17 protein-coding genes are annotated in these 17,220 nt (G+C 59.1%); 14 read left to right on the top strand and 3 right to left on the bottom strand.

The features are described 5' to 3' along the window. Nucleotides 1-5 precede the first annotated feature (5 nt). The 3 genes from U5822_RS09150 to U5822_RS09160 form a co-directional block, all read right to left on the bottom strand. Nucleotides 6-761, bottom strand: coding sequence for a transporter substrate-binding domain-containing protein (locus U5822_RS09150; protein WP_322855320.1), 756 nt, complete (start codon nucleotides 759-761; stop codon nucleotides 6-8). An 85-nt stretch (nucleotides 762-846) separates the two neighbouring features. Next, nucleotides 847-1,617 (bottom strand): ABC transporter ATP-binding protein, encoded by a 771-nt coding sequence (locus U5822_RS09155; RefSeq protein WP_322855321.1) that lies wholly within the window; start codon nucleotides 1,615-1,617, stop codon nucleotides 847-849. Between the two features lie 152 nt (nucleotides 1,618-1,769). Further along, entirely contained in the window at nucleotides 1,770-2,528 is a 759-nt protein-coding gene (locus tag U5822_RS09160) for an FCD domain-containing protein (protein ID WP_322855322.1), read from the bottom strand. 282 nt (nucleotides 2,529-2,810) lie between these two features. Between U5822_RS09160 and dctP the strand changes: the two genes are divergently transcribed. The 14 genes from dctP to U5822_RS09230 all read left to right on the top strand — a co-directional run bounded on the left by dctP (nucleotide 2,811) and on the right by U5822_RS09230 (nucleotide 16,846). Then, on the top strand, nucleotides 2,811-3,947 hold the full coding sequence (gene dctP, locus U5822_RS09165; protein ID WP_322855323.1) for a TRAP transporter substrate-binding protein DctP: 1,137 nt from the start codon (nucleotides 2,811-2,813) through the stop codon (nucleotides 3,945-3,947). A gap of 99 nt (nucleotides 3,948-4,046) precedes the next feature. After that, entirely contained in the window at nucleotides 4,047-4,751 is a 705-nt protein-coding gene (locus U5822_RS09170) for a TRAP transporter small permease subunit (RefSeq protein WP_322855324.1), read from the top strand. Beyond that, the gene (locus U5822_RS09175) at nucleotides 4,748-6,283 is read left to right on the top strand and encodes a TRAP transporter large permease (RefSeq protein ID WP_322855325.1); all 1,536 of its coding nucleotides are present in this window, start codon (nucleotides 4,748-4,750) and stop codon (nucleotides 6,281-6,283) included. The genes U5822_RS09170 and U5822_RS09175 overlap by 4 nt, the downstream gene beginning before the upstream one ends. A gap of 22 nt (nucleotides 6,284-6,305) precedes the next feature. Next, nucleotides 6,306-6,731 (top strand): GlcG/HbpS family heme-binding protein, encoded by a 426-nt coding sequence (locus tag U5822_RS09180; RefSeq protein ID WP_322855326.1) that lies wholly within the window; start codon nucleotides 6,306-6,308, stop codon nucleotides 6,729-6,731. Nucleotides 6,732-6,821: 90 nt separating this feature from the next. Then, nucleotides 6,822-8,294 carry an FAD-linked oxidase C-terminal domain-containing protein gene (locus U5822_RS09185; RefSeq protein ID WP_322855327.1) on the top strand — a complete coding sequence of 491 codons (1,473 nt, stop codon included), beginning with the start codon at nucleotides 6,822-6,824 and terminating at the stop codon, nucleotides 8,292-8,294. Then, the gene (glcE, locus tag U5822_RS09190) at nucleotides 8,287-9,354 is read left to right on the top strand and encodes a glycolate oxidase subunit GlcE (protein WP_322855328.1); all 1,068 of its coding nucleotides are present in this window, start codon (nucleotides 8,287-8,289) and stop codon (nucleotides 9,352-9,354) included. Before U5822_RS09185 ends, glcE begins: the two co-directional genes overlap by 8 nt. Before the next feature lie 13 nt (nucleotides 9,355-9,367). Beyond that, nucleotides 9,368-10,576, top strand: coding sequence for a glycolate oxidase subunit GlcF (gene glcF, locus U5822_RS09195; RefSeq protein WP_322855329.1), 1,209 nt, complete (start codon nucleotides 9,368-9,370; stop codon nucleotides 10,574-10,576). 317 nt (nucleotides 10,577-10,893) lie between these two features. Continuing rightward, the gene (locus tag U5822_RS09200) at nucleotides 10,894-11,880 is read left to right on the top strand and encodes a thiamine pyrophosphate-dependent dehydrogenase E1 component subunit alpha (RefSeq protein ID WP_322855330.1); all 987 of its coding nucleotides are present in this window, start codon (nucleotides 10,894-10,896) and stop codon (nucleotides 11,878-11,880) included. Between the two features lie 29 nt (nucleotides 11,881-11,909). After that, nucleotides 11,910-12,938 carry an alpha-ketoacid dehydrogenase subunit beta gene (locus U5822_RS09205; protein ID WP_322855331.1) on the top strand — a complete coding sequence of 343 codons (1,029 nt, stop codon included), beginning with the start codon at nucleotides 11,910-11,912 and terminating at the stop codon, nucleotides 12,936-12,938. Then, nucleotides 12,935-13,168, top strand: coding sequence for a lipoyl domain-containing protein (locus tag U5822_RS09210; protein ID WP_322855332.1), 234 nt, complete (start codon nucleotides 12,935-12,937; stop codon nucleotides 13,166-13,168). Before U5822_RS09205 ends, U5822_RS09210 begins: the two co-directional genes overlap by 4 nt. 18 nt (nucleotides 13,169-13,186) lie before the next feature. Then, complete coding sequence (locus U5822_RS09215) at nucleotides 13,187-13,873, top strand: 2-oxo acid dehydrogenase subunit E2 (RefSeq protein ID WP_322855333.1); 687 nt, start codon at nucleotides 13,187-13,189, stop codon at nucleotides 13,871-13,873. After that, nucleotides 13,860-14,618 carry a lipoate--protein ligase family protein gene (locus U5822_RS09220; RefSeq protein WP_322855334.1) on the top strand — a complete coding sequence of 253 codons (759 nt, stop codon included), beginning with the start codon at nucleotides 13,860-13,862 and terminating at the stop codon, nucleotides 14,616-14,618. The genes U5822_RS09215 and U5822_RS09220 overlap by 14 nt, the downstream gene beginning before the upstream one ends. Before the next feature lie 76 nt (nucleotides 14,619-14,694). After that, on the top strand, nucleotides 14,695-15,255 hold the full coding sequence (locus U5822_RS09225) for a gluconate 2-dehydrogenase subunit 3 family protein (RefSeq protein ID WP_322855335.1): 561 nt from the start codon (nucleotides 14,695-14,697) through the stop codon (nucleotides 15,253-15,255). Between the two features lie 13 nt (nucleotides 15,256-15,268). Beyond that, nucleotides 15,269-16,846 (top strand): GMC family oxidoreductase, encoded by a 1,578-nt coding sequence (locus tag U5822_RS09230; RefSeq protein WP_322855336.1) that lies wholly within the window; start codon nucleotides 15,269-15,271, stop codon nucleotides 16,844-16,846. Nucleotides 16,847-17,220 lie beyond the last annotated feature (374 nt).

Consider the following 17,220-nt stretch of genomic DNA (forward strand, 5'->3'; position numbering starts at 1 on the left):
CGGTTTTACATCTTGATGTCGTAGCTGAAGTATTTCTGCATGATGGCGTCGTAGGTGCCATCGTTCTTCAGTTTCTTCAGAGTGGCGTTGACCTTGGCGGCCAGGTCCTTGTCACGCTGACGCATGGCCACGCCGACGCCTTCACCCAGCTTGACCGGCTCGCCCACTTCCTTGAAGCCGTCCTTGCTCAGGATGGTCTGCTCGCCCACCGGGTAGTCTACGAACACCACGTCCAGGCGCTGACCCTCGAGGTCCAGAACCATGTCATCGGCGGTGGTGTAGCGCTTGATGGTGACGTTGCCGCCCATGGTGTCGGTCACGAAGGTGTCCATGGTGGTGCCGCGCTGGACGCCCACAACCTTGCCCTTCATGGCGTCCATGTCGGTCACGTCGGTGTCGAAGCCGTCGCGGGCAAACCAGCCGCCCGGGGTGTTGTAGTACGGCTCGGAGAACAGCACGCGCTCGGCCCGCTCCGGGGTGATGGACATGGACGACATGATGGCGTCGAACTTACGCGCCAGCAGCCCCGGGATCATGCCGTCCCAGGCCTGGATCACGAATTCGCAGTTGGCCTTCATTTCGGCACACATGGCTTCGGCCAGTTCCACCTCGAAACCGGTCAGTTCACCGTTTTCGTCTTTGTACTCGAACGGCTCGTAAGGCACGTCAAACGCAATGCGGATGTCTTTCCAGTCCTTGGCCTGGACGGTTCCCGCCGCCAGAGCCAGGGCACAGCTTGCTGCAACAAACAGTTTCTTCATGTGTCACTTCTCCAATCGTTTGCCTTTTCGGCTTATTTTTTATGGAAGCTTCGCATCCAGTACGAATTCAAGATAGCACCCAGTGTCAGAAGTTGGGAGCCAGGAACTGCTTCATGCGTTCCGAGTCCGGATGATCAAACACTTTCTCGGGTGTACCTTGCTCTTCGATCACGCCCTGATGCAAAAACAGGACCTGAGTTGACACATCCCTTGCAAACGCCATCTCGTGGGTCACCACGATCATGGTCCGGCCTTCCTCGGCCAGGCTCTGCATGACCCTCAGCACTTCCCCCACCAGTTCCGGGTCCAGTGCCGAAGTCGGTTCGTCGAACAGCATCACTTCCGGCTCCATCGCCAGCGCCCGGGCGATGGCGGCCCGTTGCTGCTGGCCGCCGGACATCTGGGCCGGGTAATAGTCCTTGCGCTCATAGATGCCCACCTTCTGCAGGTAGGCCTCGGCCCGCTCGATCGCCTCTTTCTTGGGGACCTTTAGCACGTTGACCGGGGCTTCAATAATGTTCTCCAGCACGGTCATGTGAGACCACAGGTTGAAGCCCTGGAACACCATGGACAGCTTGGAGCGGATCCGTTCGACCTGCTTGTTGTCGGCCGGAATCCGTTCGCCACGGCGGTTGTTGGTGAACCGGATTGGGTCACCGTGCACGATAATGTCGCCGGAGGTTGGGGTTTCCAGCAGGTTGATGCAGCGCAGGAAGGTACTCTTGCCGGAGCCGGAACTGCCGATCAGGGAGACGACATCGCCCTTGCGGGTTTCCAGCGAAATGCCTTTCAGCACTTCCAGCTTGTCGAAGGTCTTGTGAATATCCCTGCAGATCAAAGGCGATTCGTCCGCCATTGTTGGCTCCCGAGGCTGTTATTCAAAGGCGCATGTTTTACGGACTGTGGCGGTGGAAATCAATACCCGATGCCGAGGGTTTTGCAGCTTTTCACCACCGGATCCGCTCACGTTATTGAGTGTCTCGGTCGTTTGCCCGCCCGGTCCCGAGTTCACAACCGGGACGGCGAAGGGTGGCTGCTGGCGTCCGCCGGAATCGGCATCCGGATCACCTCACTGCCTTCATTTTCCATCGCCCGCATGGCATCGCTGACAAACCGCACGTGGGCGGTGGCTGCTTTCTGGGCCGCCGCCGGCTTGCCGGCGATCACCGCTTCGTACAACTGACGGTGCTGGCGGACGATCTTCTTGCGCATTTCCTGGCGCGGGTTCAGGTTGGCGACCGAGGCCTGCACCGTCATCAGCATCATGTTCTTGAGGCTGTTGAGCACGTGCACCAGTACCGGGTTATGGGACGCTTCGACGATTCTCAAATGGAAGCTGTGGTCCGAGCGGGCGTTGCTGAGGGGGTCGGTTTCCTCCAGCGCCCGGAACGCCTTGGTAATCCGGTGCCGATCGACACTGTTGGCGCGCTTGGCGGCCAGGAACGCGGCCTGTCCTTCCAGTTGCTCGCGCACCTCGAGCAGGTCATACAGGGTGCGGGGATGACCCTCGAACAGGTGCATCAGTGGGCTCTGGTCATCGACGCTGTCGGAGCCCGGCACCATGCTGGCGACGAAGGAGCCTTTGCCGTGGCGGGTTTCAATCACGCCGCGCCCCTGCAGCTCGTGCAGCGCCTCCCGGATGACCGCCCGGGACACCCCAAGCCGGGTAGCCAGTTGCCGTTCGGAGGGGATTTTCTGCTCGGGCGCCAGCCCACCATCCAGTATGAGCCGCTCGAGCCGGTACGAAATTTCCTGGGAAATAGCCATTCGAATGCCTGTCTGAACTCGGTGGTCTGACCAGTCACGGTTGTAATTGTACGAGGATAGTCCGTCAGTCGATGTGCGTCCAAGCCCTGTAAATATGGCTGATTCCTAGCAATTCGTCCATTTGCGGGCCACGAAAAACTGGTCTGACCAGTGGCCTTGTGGCTGGACTAAAACCACATTGGCTACGAATATCTTTCTAATGTCGGACCACCAAGTGCACAACACGCAACGGGCCGGCGTTGATAAGACGCTGATAACAACAACGCTAACGGAGATGTGTCGATGATCTCGAACAAGAAACTGCAGAATCTCTCTGACCTTGCCGAAGCCCCTCCGCGCAGGAGTTTCCTGAAATCCATCGCGGTCGGTGCCACCTTCGCCGGAGCCATGCTCATGGGCGCCGGTCAGGCGCAGGCCGCCACCACCTGGAAGATCCAGTCCGTCTGGGACGCCGGCACCGTCGGCTACGATCTGTTCGAAGAGTGGTGCCAGAGCATCGAGGAAAAGTCGGGCGGGGAGCTGGTCTTCAAGCCATTCCCGGCCAAAGCGGTTGCCGCCGACAACAACGCGCTGTTCGATGCCGTGCGCAACGGCGTACTCCAGGGCATGAACCCGTTCACCCTGTACTGGTCCGGCAAGATTCCGGCCTCGGTGTTCCTGTCGTCCTACCCGGCCGGTCCTGACCAGCCCCACCAGTGGGACACCATGTTCTACAGCATGGGCATGCTGGAAAAGACCCGGGAAATCTACAAGAAGTTCGGGCTGTTCTACGTGGGCCCGATTCAGCACGACGCCAACATCATCCACTCCAAGAAACCGGTGAACAGCCTGTCCGACCTCAAGGGCATGAAGATCCGGGTGCCGGGCGGCATGGTGGCCGAGGTGTTCCAGCAGTTCGGCGTGTCCACCGTGAGCCTGCCGGGTTCTGACATCTTCCCGGCTCTGGAGAAGGGCACCATCGACGCGGCCGACTACGTGGGCCCGGCGGTGAACTGGGAACTGGGCTTCGCCCAGGTGACCGACTACATCATGTTCGGACCTCCGGGCGTCATGTCCATCTACCAGCCGGTGGATTTGATGGACCTGACCGTCAACCTGCGGGCCTGGAACGCGCTTGATCCGAAACTGCAGCAGTTGGTGGAAGACGAGGTGCGCAACTACTCCCAGCGCCACTACCTGACCATCCAGAAGCGCAACATCGCGGCGATGGAGAAGTTCAAGGAATCCGGTGACCAGGTCACCCGTCTCAGCCAGGAAGACCTGCAGGAGTTCCGGCGCGCTGCGATTCCGATCTGGTACAAGTGGGCCAACAAGGACGAGGACGCCCGTGCCATCTTCGACATGCAGCTGGAATACATGATGAACGAGACGGTCGGCTACGTGAACGCGTCCGACCTGGAAGGCGTCGAGGGTAAGTAAGCCTTCCGAGCAATAACAAAAACACGACGGGGAAGGGCAGGGACTGCTCCGCACGGAGGGGTTCCACCTTCCCCATTTTGTGGCTGAGGTAGCAACAACATGTCTGATCTTGAAGGTTTCGGATTCGTCCTGCCGCACTGGTTCTACTGGGGCTGGCTTGCGGTCATGCCGCTGATCATGATGGCTTGGGACAAATGGAGCAGTAGCCATGGCGGCGATACCGGCGTGCCAGAGAAAACGCCGGCCGAGATTCAGGCGGAAGAGGAAGATCCGCTGATCTATCTGGGGTTTGAAGGCAACTGGTTCACCAAGACCATCGACTGGATCAGTGAGAAGTCCGGTGTCTTTGTCGCGTTCTGGACCGTGAACGCGGTGGTTTTCTATTTCTTTGAAGTGGTCATGCGTTACCTGTTCAACATGCCGACCATCTGGGTGCACGAGGCCAGCTTCCTGCTGCTGGGTATGCAGTACCTGCTGGCGGGTGCCTTCGCCCTGCTGCACGGCGCCCATGTGCGGGTGGATGTGATGTACAACCTGTTGCCGATTCGCGGGCGCGTGGGCATGGACATCTTTACGTCCATGTTCTTTTTCATGTTCGCGCTGATTCTGATGGTGACTTCCTGGACCTTCTTCCAGAACTCCTACTCCATGGGAGAAACCACCGTGGAGACCTGGGGCATCCAGTACTGGCCGGTTAAGGCCATGATGTTGCTGGGCTCCATTCTGCTTTTGCTGGCAGGCATATCCAAGCTGATCAAGGATATCGTCCTGTTCGTTCGTCTTGGCCGGGAGGGCACCGTATGACTTCGATTACAACAACGGCGCCGGCCAGCAACCTGATGGGTAAGCTGGGTACCTGGCTGATGATTCTGGGCACGGTGGCGCTGGCGTTTGTCATCTGTGTCGAAATGATCAACATCCTGTTCTACGACCCGTTCAGCGATGAGAAATTCCTCTTCAAGCTGTCCGGGAGCCTGTCCGATGTGAAGATCGGGCCGCTGACCTACCTGATGTTCGGCTCCCTCGCGGTCGCCCTGATGATGGGCCTGCCCCTGGCGTTCGTGACCGGTGGTCTGGGGGTCATGTTCATCTACCTGGTGGGCGACTCGCTGATGCTGAACATCGTGCCGAGCCGGATCTTCCCGATGATGACCAACTCGGACCTGGCGGCGATCCCGCTGTTCATCTTCATGGCCTCCATGCTTGAGCGGGCCGGGTTGATCGAGGAAATGTTCAGCGTGGTGTACAAGTGGATGGGCGGCCTCAGTGGCGGTCTGGCCACCGCCACCATCCTGGCCTCCACCATCCTCGCCGCCATGGTCGGGGTCATCGGTGCCGCCGTGGTGACCATGGGCATCATCGCCCTGCCGGCGATGCTCAAGCGCGGGTACGACCACAAGATCGCCCTGGGCTCGATCATGGCCGGTGGTACCCTGGGCATCCTGATTCCGCCCTCGATCCTGGCCATCCTGTACGCGGTGGTGGCCCAGCAGTCGGTGGGTGAGTTGTACCTGGGCTCGGTGGTTCCCGGGCTGATGCTGTCCGGCCTGTACATCACCTATGTCCTGGTGCGCAGCTGGATCAACCCGAAACTGGGGCCGCCGGTGCCGGTGGAGGAACGCATCTCCCTGCGTGAGAAGCTGATCCTCCTGCGCGGCCTGATCGCCCCGCTGATCCTGGTCGGCCTGGTGCTGGGCCTGCTGTTCGGGGGTATTGCCACGCCGGTGGAAGCGGCCGGTATCGGCTCCTTCGGCGCCATCGTGGTGGCCATGATGCACGGCAAGTTCTCCATCAGTGGCCTGCGTGAGGCCTCGGTGACCACCGCCAAGGCCTCGGCCATGGTGCTCTGGATCATGTTTGGTGCCTCGGTATTCGTGGGTTTCTACATCCTCCAGGGCGGCCAGCAGTTCGTGACCGAGGCCATCCTGGGTACCGGGCTCTCGGCCTACGGCATCCTGTTCCTGCTGATGGTTCTGCTGGTTGTTCTTGGCATGTTCCTGGACTGGGTTGGTATCCTGTTGCTGGCCGTGCCCATCTTCATTCCGATCGTGGAGGCACTGGAGTTCCAGGGCCTGTTCGGCTTCCCGCCGGTGTCCGGCGAGGATGTGGTGCTCTGGTTCGGTGTGCTTTACCTCGTAAACATGCAAATGTCGTTTCTCAGCCCGCCGTTTGGTTATGCGCTGTTCTACATCCGTGGGGTCTGCCCGCCGGAAATTTCCATGGGCACCATCTTCCGGTCGTCCCTGGTGTTCCTGGCCATTCAGGCTTTCGGACTATTTATGTGCATCCTGATTCCGGGCATCGTGACCTGGCTGCCGGGACTGGTTTACGGCTAATTCACTCAAGGAGCAAAATTTTATGTTGACCATTAACCGACTGGATCTGGCGGATGCCCGGATCCTCATCGAAGGCGCCGCCGAAAAGGCGCGGGAAATTGGCGTGCCCATGTGCATCGCCATCGTGGACGAATCCGGCAACCTGATCGCCTTTGAGCGCATGGACGGCGGCAAGATCACCAGTGTGACCATTGCCCAGGACAAGGCGTTCACGGCGGCGGCCGCCAAGAAAGCAACCCACGACTACAACAAGGTCAATACCCCGGGCAGTCTGGCCTTCGGCATTCACACCGAAGTCGGCGGCCGGCTCAGCTCGGTCGGCGGTGGCCTGCCGGTCGTGGTCAATGGCGAAGTGGTGGGCGGCATCGGCCTGAGCTCCGGTACGCCTCAGCAGGACATGGACTGTGCCCAGGCCGGTATCGACCACTTTGAAACCAAACGCAGTTAACCGCTGTCACACCTGAACTGGCAGGCCTTGGGGCCTGCCAGTGTGCCCGCCTCCGGGCGGCCCCGACGTGACACGAATTCAGAGATTGTTATGACTACCAAGCCAACAGTCAGCAAAGCCGAGCTGGCGGAGCAGTTCCGGTCGTTCATCGACCCGAACTTCGTCATCTCCGACAGCGAGACCATGAAGCCCTACGAGTGCGACGGCATGTCGATGTACTGCGAGATGCCGCTGCTGGTGGTGCTGCCCGAAACCGTGGAGCAGGTGCAGCGGGTGATGCGCATCTGCAACGAGCACAAGGTGCCGGTGGTGGCCCGGGGTGCCGGGACCGGGCTCAGTGCCGGTGCCATGCCTCACAAAGAGGGCGTGGTGCTGTCGCTGGCCAAGTTCAATCGCATCCTGGAGATTGACCCGCTGGCGCGAACGGCGCGTTTGCAGCCGGGGGTCCGTAACCTCGCGATCAGTGAGGAAGCGGCCCAGTACGGCCTGTATTACGGCCCGGATCCGTCGTCGCAGATTGCCTGCACCATTGGTGGCAACGTTGCGGAGAACTCCGGCGGTGTGCACTGCCTGAAGTACGGGCTCACCGTGCACAACCTGCACAGCGTCGAGATGGTCACCGCCGAAGGCGACGTGGTGACTGTCGGCAGCGATGCCCTGGATGTGTGCGGCATGGACCTGCTGGCGCTGATGACCGGCTCGGAGGGCCTGCTTGGGGTAGTCACCGAAGTGAAGGTGAAACTGCTGCCCAAGCCGGAGGTGGCCCGGGTGGTCATGGCCGGCTTCGACAGCGTCCAGAACGGTGGCGATGCGGTTGGTGGCGTGATCTCCCACGGCATCATCCCGGGCGGGTTGGAAATGATGGACAGCCACGCCATTGTCGCCGCCGACGATTTTGCCAAGGCCGGCTACCCGCGGGAAGCCAAGGCCCTGTTGCTGTGCGAGGTGGACGGTACCGCCGAGGAGGTGGACGAGCACATCGCCCAGGCCGAGGAGGTGTTCCGCAAGTTTGGCGCCACCTCGATCCGCACCTCCGAAAGCGAGGAGGAGCGGGCCCTGCTCTGGAAGGGGCGGAAGTCGGCGTTCCCGGCGGTGGGCCGGATCTCGCCCGACTACTACTGCATGGACGGCACCATTCCCCGGCGCGAGCTGGCCAACGTGCTGCTGCGCATGGAGGAGATGTCCGAGGAATTTGGCCTGCGCGTGGCTAACGTGTTCCACGCCGGCGACGGCAACCTGCACCCGCTGATCCTGTTCGATGCCAACGTGCCCGGTGAGTTCGAGCGCACCGAGGCCTTCGGCAGCAGCATCCTCAACCTCTGTGTCGAGGTGGGTGGCTGCATCACCGGTGAACACGGCGTGGGCGTCGAGAAGATCCGGCAGATGGCGGTGCAGTTCAACGACGACGAGCTGCAGCAGTTCCACGATGTCAAAGCCGCCTTCGACCCCGCCGGGATCCTGAACCCGGGCAAGGGCGTGCCGGCCCTGAAATTCTGTCAGGAATACCGCTCCCTGGAACACAAACAACACAAGCACGAACAGACGGAAGCCGCCCATGGCTGATATTTCCCAACAACTGATTGAGAGAGTGCTCGAAGCCCGCGACGGCGGGCACAAACTGAACATTGTCGGCGGTGGCAGCAAGGCCTTCATGGGCCGGGCGGCCGATCCGGATGCCGGCACCCTGAACGTTGGCGAACACACCGGCATCGTCGAGTACCACCCGGTGGAGTTGGTGCTGACCGTGCGCGCCGGAACCACGATCAGCGAGATCGAGGCGACGCTGGCAGAGCAGGGCCAGGCCCTGCATTTTGAGCCACCGCGGCTGGCGCCGGAGGCGACCATTGGTGGCACCCTGGCGACCAACCTGTCGGGCCCGGCCCGACCCTGGTCCGGCTCGGTGCGCGACCAGGTGCTGGGTGTCCGGCTGCTGAACGGCAAGGGCGAGCATCTGCGCTTTGGTGGCCAGGTCATGAAGAACGTGGCCGGTTACGACGTCTCCCGCCTCCAGGCCGGTGCCATGGGCACCCTGGGCGTGATGACGGAGATCAGCCTCAAAGTCATGCCCAAGCCGGCCGCGTCCATGACCCTGGTGCAGGAGATGGCCATGGATGAGGTGATTCACTACATGAACAGCCGGTCGGCCGAACCCAAGCCCATCACCGGCGCCTGCTGGGTCGATGGCAAGGTCTATCTGCGCTTGTCCGGTGCCCGCTCGGCGGTGGAAGCCACGGCCGAGAAATGGTCCGGCGAGGTGCTGGAGCAGGGCGATGCCTTCTGGCAGCAGGTCCAGGACATGCAGCACGAATTCTTCGCCGGTAATGACGTGCCCCTGTGGCGCTTCTCGGTGGGCTCGACCGCGGCCACGCCGCCCCTGGAGGGTAACTGGTTCATCGACTGGGCCGGCGCCCAGCGCTGGTACCGGGGTGAGGGCCAGCTCAGCGATATGGAGCCCCTGGCCCGGGCTGCGGGCGGACAGGTCAGCCTGTTCCGTGGCGGCGACCGCAACGGCGAGGTGATGCACCACCAGCCCGATGCGCTGAAGAGCATTCAGCGTCGGGTCAAGAATTCCTTCGATCCGGACAACATTTTCAATCCCGGACGTTTATACAGCTGGTTGTAAGAGCAGGAATACGATGCAAACGAATCTGGTTCAACAATTTGCCAATACCGCGGAAGGGCAGGAGGCCGAATCCATCTTGCGGGCCTGTGTCCACTGCGGCTTCTGTACGGCCACCTGCCCGACCTACCAGGAACTGAACGACGAACGTGACGGCCCAAGAGGCCGGATCTACCTCATGAAGATGTTCCTGGAGGGGCAGGAGGCCACGGAAAAAACCCGGGAGCACCTGGACCGCTGTCTGACCTGTCGCAGCTGCGAAACCACCTGTCCCTCCGGCGTGCAGTATGGCCGCCTGGTGGACATCAGTCGCGGCCTGATGGAGCAGGAGCTGCCCCGGGCGCCCAAGGACAAGTGGATCCGCTGGGCCCTGGCCCGGGTGATCCCGAACCGACAGCTGTTCGGTCTGTTGTTGCGTCTGGGGCAGGTGTTCCGGCCGGTGCTGCCGGCGCCGTTGCGCACCAAGGTGCCACCGCGTAAACAGGCCAGCCCCTGGCCCGCGGCCAGTCACAACCGCATTGTGCTGGCGCTGGCCGGGTGTGTGCAGCCTTCGGCCACGCCGAACACCAATGCGGCGGCGGCCCGGGTGCTCGACAAACTGGGCATTACCATGGTGGAGGCACCGGAAGCCGGTTGCTGCGGCGCGGTGAACTATCACCTGTCCGAGCACGAGAAGGGTCTGGAACGCATGCGCCAGAACATCGACGCCTGGTGGCCCGCCATCGAGGCTGGCGCCGAGGCAATCATCATGACGGCTTCCGGCTGCGGCGCCATGGTGCAGGATTACGGTCACCTGCTGAAGGACGATCCAGTCTACGCCGCCAAGGCCCAGAAAGTCAGCGAACTGAGCATCGACATCGGTGCCTTCCTGCTCAAGCAGGATCTGGACAAGCTCAAGCTGAGCCAGAGCCCGGGCAAGGTGGCCTTCCATTGTCCCTGCACCCTGCAGCACGCCATGCAGCAGAACGGCGTGGTCGAGCAGGTGCTGACCAAGGCCGGGGTCAATCTGGCCGCCACCAAGGACAAGCACCTGTGCTGCGGCTCCGCCGGTACCTACTCGGTGCTGCAACCGGAGCTGAGCCAGAAGCTCCTGGGCAACAAGCTCGAGGCGCTGACCGTGGACAACCCAGACCGCATCGTCACCGCCAACATCGGCTGCCAGATGCACCTGGAAACCAAGGCGCAAGTGCCGGTCCAGCACTGGATTGAGCTGCTGGATCAGTAAAACCTCTCTGGGCCAGGGAATAGTTTCCCTGGCCTCTTTCCCCTCTTTTTTCCCTTTCTTTTCTCAGTTCGTTGCCCCAATTGCCCAACTAAACCCGCTCCGGGCTACCGTTTACCGTTTCGGCGACCAAATGCCACAGGGTGTTTCACGCATTGCGACAATGTGTTCCAGTCAGTTTTGCTGAAGTTGCTTTAATCCATGTAAATCAGTGCCTTGGAGTTTGGCACGCGAGATGCTGTCCCTGATTGAAAGTAAACCGCGAACGCTAGAGGCAAGCGGAAAATCTTTCATCCCATGACCGCAAGGGGGACACAACAATGACGCCAACCCAAGAACAAGAACTCTGGATGTACCGAAACATGGTCGTCAGTCGTTTCTTTGAGGAAACGATTGAGAAGATTTACATGGAGGGGAAAACCCCGGCATTCAACATGGCCAAGGGCCCGATTCCGGGCGAGATGCACTTGTCCAATGGGCAAGAGCCTTGTGCCGTGGGTGTGTGTGCACACCTCAATAGTGATGACATCGTCGTTTCTACCCATCGTCCTCATCACGTTGCGATCGCCAAGGGCGTCGACCTGAAGAAGATGGCCGCGGAGATCTTCGGTAAGAAAACCGGATTGAGTGGTGGTCGTGGTGGGCACATGCACATCTTTGACGCTCAGGTGAATTTTTCCTGCTCTGGGATCATCGGTGAGAGTGTCGGTGTCGCAGCAGGCGCCGCGTTGTCCCGGAAAATGCAAGGAAAGCCAGGGGTAGCGGTTGCCTACTTGGGAGAGGGTGCCGCGAACCAAGGCGCGTTTCACGAGGCGCTCAACCTGGCCGCGGTGTGGAAACTGCCGGTTGTCTTTGTCATTGAGGACAACGCCTGGGGAATTTCGGTATCCAAGCAGGCCAGCACCGCCGTCAAGTACAACTCCGACCGAGCTTCGGCCTATTCAATGCCCGGTGTGCACATTCCCAACAACGATCCCATCGAGATTTTCGCAAAGGCCGGAGAAGCCATTGAGCGCGCCAGAAAGGGCGAGGGCCCAACCCTCATAGAAATTGAAACGTCTCGGCTTGCGGGCCATTTCATGGGCGATGCCGAGGCTTATCGCCCCGCCGGTGAAAAGGAGCACCTTGCAGAGATCGACCCGATTCCGGGGTTCAAGAAACGATTGCAAGACCAATACCAGTGGACCGAAGCGCAGGATGAAGCGCTCAGAGGTCAGGCGCGAGAACTGGTCGACGCCGCCATTCAATTCGCTCGTGACAGTGACTATCCGGCCCCCGAAGAGGCGCTGGACAAGGTCTTCGTTTGAGATTTGGGCATTTAATCAGGAGAAGAAAGATGACGCAGGTTCAAGCGAAAGCTCGCAAACTGACCATCGCTCGCGCCATGGCTGAGTCCATCGCCATGGAGATGCGTACCGACGACAAAGTGTTTGTCATGGGTGAGGACATCGGTGAACTGGGTGGAGTGTTCGGTAATACACGGGGGCTGTACAAGGAGTTCGGGTCGGAGCGTGTGAAAGATACCCCGATCTCTGAAACCGCCTTTATCGGTGCTGCGGTCGGCGCCGCCTCAGACGGGATGAAACCGATAGTCGAGCTGATGTTCGTGGACTTCTTTGGGGTTTGTTTTGACGCCATCTACAACATGATGGCGAAGAACACCTATTTCTCGGGGGGTGAGGTCAACGTGCCGATGGTGCTGATGACCTCAACTGGCGGCGGCTACAGCGATGGCGGTCAGCATTCGCAATGTCTGCACGCGACCTTCGCACACCTGCCTGGCATGAAGGTTGTCGCACCGTCCAACGCCTACGATGCCAAGGGGCTAATGACCGCCGCTATACGTGATCCCAATCCGGTAATTTTCATGTTCCACAAGGCGCTGCAGGGAATGGGCTGGTTGGGCACTGAGAAAGACGCCATCGTCAATGTGCCGGAGGAGGTTTACGAAGTGCCTCTGGGTCAGGCCGCCATCACCAGAACCGGTAGCGACGTCACGATCGTTGGCATCACCTCGGGGGTGCATCATGGCCTGAAAGCCGCACGGGAGCTTGAGCAGCAAGGTGTCAGCGCCGAGGTTGTGGACCTCCGTTCGCTGGTCCCGTTGGACCGGGACACTGTCATCCAGTCTGTACGGAAAACGGGCCGACTCATCGTTGTGGATGAGGATTACCACAGCTACGGCATGACCGCAGAAATCATCGCCTCGGTCACTGAGGCCGGCGTCCCCATGAAAGCACCACCTCAACGGGTGGCTTACCCCGATATTCCAATTCCGTTCACGCCTGTCATGGAACAGTGGGCACTGCCCAGTGCGGAAAAGATCGTCAAAGCATTCGAAAAAATGAAGGAGAACGAAGAATGAGCACAGATGTCCTGGTTCCGCATGATTTGTGGGAAGAAGACGATGAGGCGGTGATCACGTCATGGTTGGTCAACGATGGCTCCGAGGTTTCTGAAGGCGACATGATTGCGGAGCTGATGGTGGCGAAGATCCAGTATGAACTTTTGGCACCCACCTCCGGCACCTTGTCGATCCAAAAAGACATTGACGATGTGGTCGCAAAGGGCGACTGCGTCGCTACCATCGCATAGGCTTTTGGAGCCAACGCCATGTCAGAGAACGAACATATCAACGTGATCCCGCTCAGAGGAATGCGGGGCATGATCGCTAGCAACATGCGGCGCAGTCTCGATGAGGCGGCCCAGTTGACCCACCACGCGGAGTGCGAGCTGGACGCCCTGCTGAGCTTCAAAGAAGCGCTGGCGGAAAGCGGGACCAAGGTTTCTATCGAAGATTTGTTGGCGGACTGCGTCGTGAAAACCCTGGCGAGACATCCGGGGCTGAACGGTCGGATCGAAGACAAGGAGATTCGCCAGTACCGCAACGTGCATCTGGGGTTTGCCATTGCCCTGCCGGGCGACAAGTTAGTCGCACCGGTGGTCTTCGATGCCAATGAGAAAGGTCTGACCGAGAGGGCGGACGCCCGGAAAAACCTGCTGGAGCGGGCAAGGAAAGGTGACCTCTCCGTGCCGGAGATGACCGGCGGAACGTTCACGCTCAGCAATCTGGGGCGCTCCCGTGTTCGCTTTTTTACCCCCATCGTCAATCTTCCTCAACTGGCGATTCTGGGGATAGGCGAAACCTACACCAGGCCCATCGAGGATGGTGCCGGACGATGGCAATCCCGCCGCTTCATGGGACTGTCGTTGACTTTCGATCACCGGGCGGTCGACGGCGGGCCTGCGGCGGCGTTTCTCAGCGAATTGTGTGAGGAGATCGAAAGTGCTGGCCGCTAAAGAGACAGGGGTTCTGGCGCAGAACGCCCTTTGCTGTACGACGCCGATGCCCGTTCAAGAAGGGCTGGCGATTGAGCAGCGTCTGCTGGAACAGGTCACGTCCGGGCGCAACCGCTGGGGTTATGCCATCTGGAGATGCCATCAGGCGCTGGTCGTGCCGCGCAGTGCTACCCACAAGCCCGGTTTTGAGCTGGCGTCGCGATACTGTGAGTCTCAGGGCTGGCCCGTGGTGGTTCGAAGTACTGGCGGTGAAATGACGCCGCAGACCCATGGCTTCATAAATCTGTCGATGGTGGTGCGTAGCAACGGGGTAAAAACCGGCATCAGGGACAGTTACTTGCTGATCTGTCAGCCGCTCATTCAGTGGCTGGAGGCGATGGGTATTCACGCCTATTGCTCCCACGTCGATGGCGCGTTCTGCGATGGTGATTTCAACCTGGTCGTTAACGGGAAAAAAATCGCGGGCACGGCACAGCGGAGGAAACGTCTCAAGGTTCCGTCGTCAACCGGTCAGGACGAGGATACGGCGATTTTGCTACATGCCGTGATTCTGTGTGACGAAGGTCTGGAACGCATCTGGAAAATCTCCAACGAGTTCTACAAGGCCTGCCAACTGCCGCCGTTCATCATTGGCGATCGCCATATCTGCATGTCGGAGGTGACGCAGCAGCACGGTGAGTCGTTTATCAGTGGGGCAATGAGGGATCTGGACAAGGTGATCAAACAGCACATTTCCCTGTTTTGAAGAGAGGGTCGAAGCGCAGTTCGAAGAAATCTTTTGATCAAAAACCGAGAGTAAACAAAAGGCATGTGGAGGGGGTATGAACAACGACAAAAACATTGCGAAACGCCCGAAAGTTCCGGGACACCGGATGAGTCGGAGGGGCTTCATCGCGGGTTCGGGCGCTACGCTCGTAGGGGGCGCGGCGCTGGTGTACAGCTCGGGCTTGTTCGCAGCGGACAGCCCGGCGGCAAAGAAGATTGGTGAAGAAGGTAACCGGACCCTGCTGCGAATGGCCAGGGACGTTTTCCCGCACGACAGCCTCGAAGACAAGTACTACCAGCAGGTCATGGTGCCTCTTGCGAAACGAGCTGAGACTGACCCGAAACTGATGGAACTGCTCACCGTAGGCATTGCGGCCCTTAACCAGGAATCGAGAGCCAAGCATGGCGCCATTTATTTGAACGTGAAGGCAGAGGAAGACCGGGTGGTGGTTCTGAAAGCCATGGAGTCCTCAGCCTTTTTCCAGAGGATCAAGGGCGATCTCATGATGGGAATCTACAACAACCCGGAAATCTGGGAAAAGTTTGGATTTGGCGGTTCTTCATGGGAGCGCGGCGGCTACATCAATCGCGGCTACGACGAAATCGACTGGATTTAAGGGGGAGTGACCAATGGCTCAATTTGATCTTAACGACGACAGCGTGGTGGTGATCATCGGTTCAGGCGCTGGTGGCGGCACCTTGGCCAACGAGTTGGCGCAGAAAGGCATCCGCTCTGTGGTACTTGAAGCCGGCAAACGCTTCAAGATGTCGGATATTGAGAACGACGAATGGAAAATGTTCGGCAAAATTTCCTGGCTGGACAAGCGCTACGTTGAAGGGCCGGCCCGTCTCGCCAAGGACTTTCCAAATCTTCCGGCGTGGATTGTAAAAGGGGTGGGTGGCGCTACCGTGCACTGGGCTGGAGTTGCGATGCGATTCCAAGAGCATGAGTTCAAGATGAAAACCACGAATGGCGTGGTTCCCGGCGCGAATGTCTTGGACTGGCCCATCACTTTGCAAGAAATGGAGCCTTATTACGAAAAGGCTGAGAAGAAAATGGGCGTGTGCGGGACCAAGGCCACGGGTATGCCATTCCATGGCAAGAGTAGCCATTATAAGGTCGTCGAGGAGGGTGCGAAACGGATTGGAGCGCATTGCGAGCAGGCGCACCTTGCTATCAATACCCAGCCCCGTGACGGGCGTGCATCCTGTCAGGTCACAGGTTTTTGCATGCAAGGCTGCCGCTTTGGAGCGAAATGGTCGACCATGTACACCGAGATTCCCAAGGCCGAGGCCACGGGAAATGTGGAGGTTCGCCCGCAGTCTATGGTGTTGCGCATTGAGCACGACGCGAATGGCAAAGTTAATGGCGTTCTGTATGCCGATGGCGATGGTAATCAACACTTGCAGAAGGCCAGGGTCGTGGCCGTCGCCGGTAACTCTATCGAGTCACCGAGGATGCTGCTTAACTCCGCGTCCAGCTTGTTTCCCAATGGCCTTGCGAACTCCTCCGGCCAGGTCGGTCAGAACTATATGACCCATACCACCGGTGGGGTGTACGCGGAATTTGAGAAACCGGTCCATATGTACAAGAGCACCGTGGTGCCGGGGATCGTCACGGAGTACCAGAATAACGATCCCACCCGCGGTCATTTGGCGGGGTACGAGCTGGAGATTCTGCACCTGGGGTTGCCTTTCATGTCTGCGTTCATGAATCCGGGCAAAAGTGGCTGGGGCCGGGAGCTGGCAGAGTCTCTGGAAAACTATGATCACATGGCCGGTTTTTGGATTTGTGGCGAGGACATGCCGGTCGAGTCCAACAACATCACTCTGCATCCCACCGAGAAGGATCAGTACGGACTGCCAGTACCGGTGGTTTATAAAACTGATCACATCAACGATACCCGCATGCGCAACCACGCCTATGCGCGCTCCAAGGAGTTGTTCGAGTCAGTGGGTGCCCTCAAGGTGACGGACCTGCCGCCATATCCCGCGAGTCACAACATGGGTACCAATCGCATGAGTGAGCGAGCGCGTGACGGAGTGGTCAATCGATGGGGACAGAGCCATGACATCGACAATCTCTTCGTCTCTGATGGCAGTCAGTTCACCACCAGCGGAACCGAGAACCCGACCCTGACAATCGTCGCTCTCGCGATTCGACAGGCAGACTATATTGCGGATCAAATGAAAAAGCGAAATATCTGAATGTTGTCTGTTTAGGTAAGTAGTGCAGTTTTAAGTCAACTTTAAAGCCCCGCAGTTTAGCGGGGCTTTTTTTATATAAAAGATAAGATATCGATCTACATTTTGTGTCAGCAGTTTGGAACACAGTGTTTCAGTGAGATTGATGAATTAATTTAATTTATAAAAAACAAGTAAATTCAATGTCTTGCGGTTTTTGGTTTTTGGAATAGATGTTGCGTTATTGCGATTCGGGTTCTGTCAGTGGAATGCCATGGACTTTGTCTTGGTAAGTCGAGTGCCTGGCTTTCAGTAGTTCTTAAAAGATCCCTTATTTGATGTTGGCAGTGGCGTGAGCCGGAATAAACCGGCGCAACCTCTCCCCAAAACAAGAAGCG

The organism is Marinobacter qingdaonensis, assembly GCF_034555935.1.
GTDB lineage: Bacteria > Pseudomonadota > Gammaproteobacteria > Pseudomonadales > Oleiphilaceae > Marinobacter > Marinobacter qingdaonensis.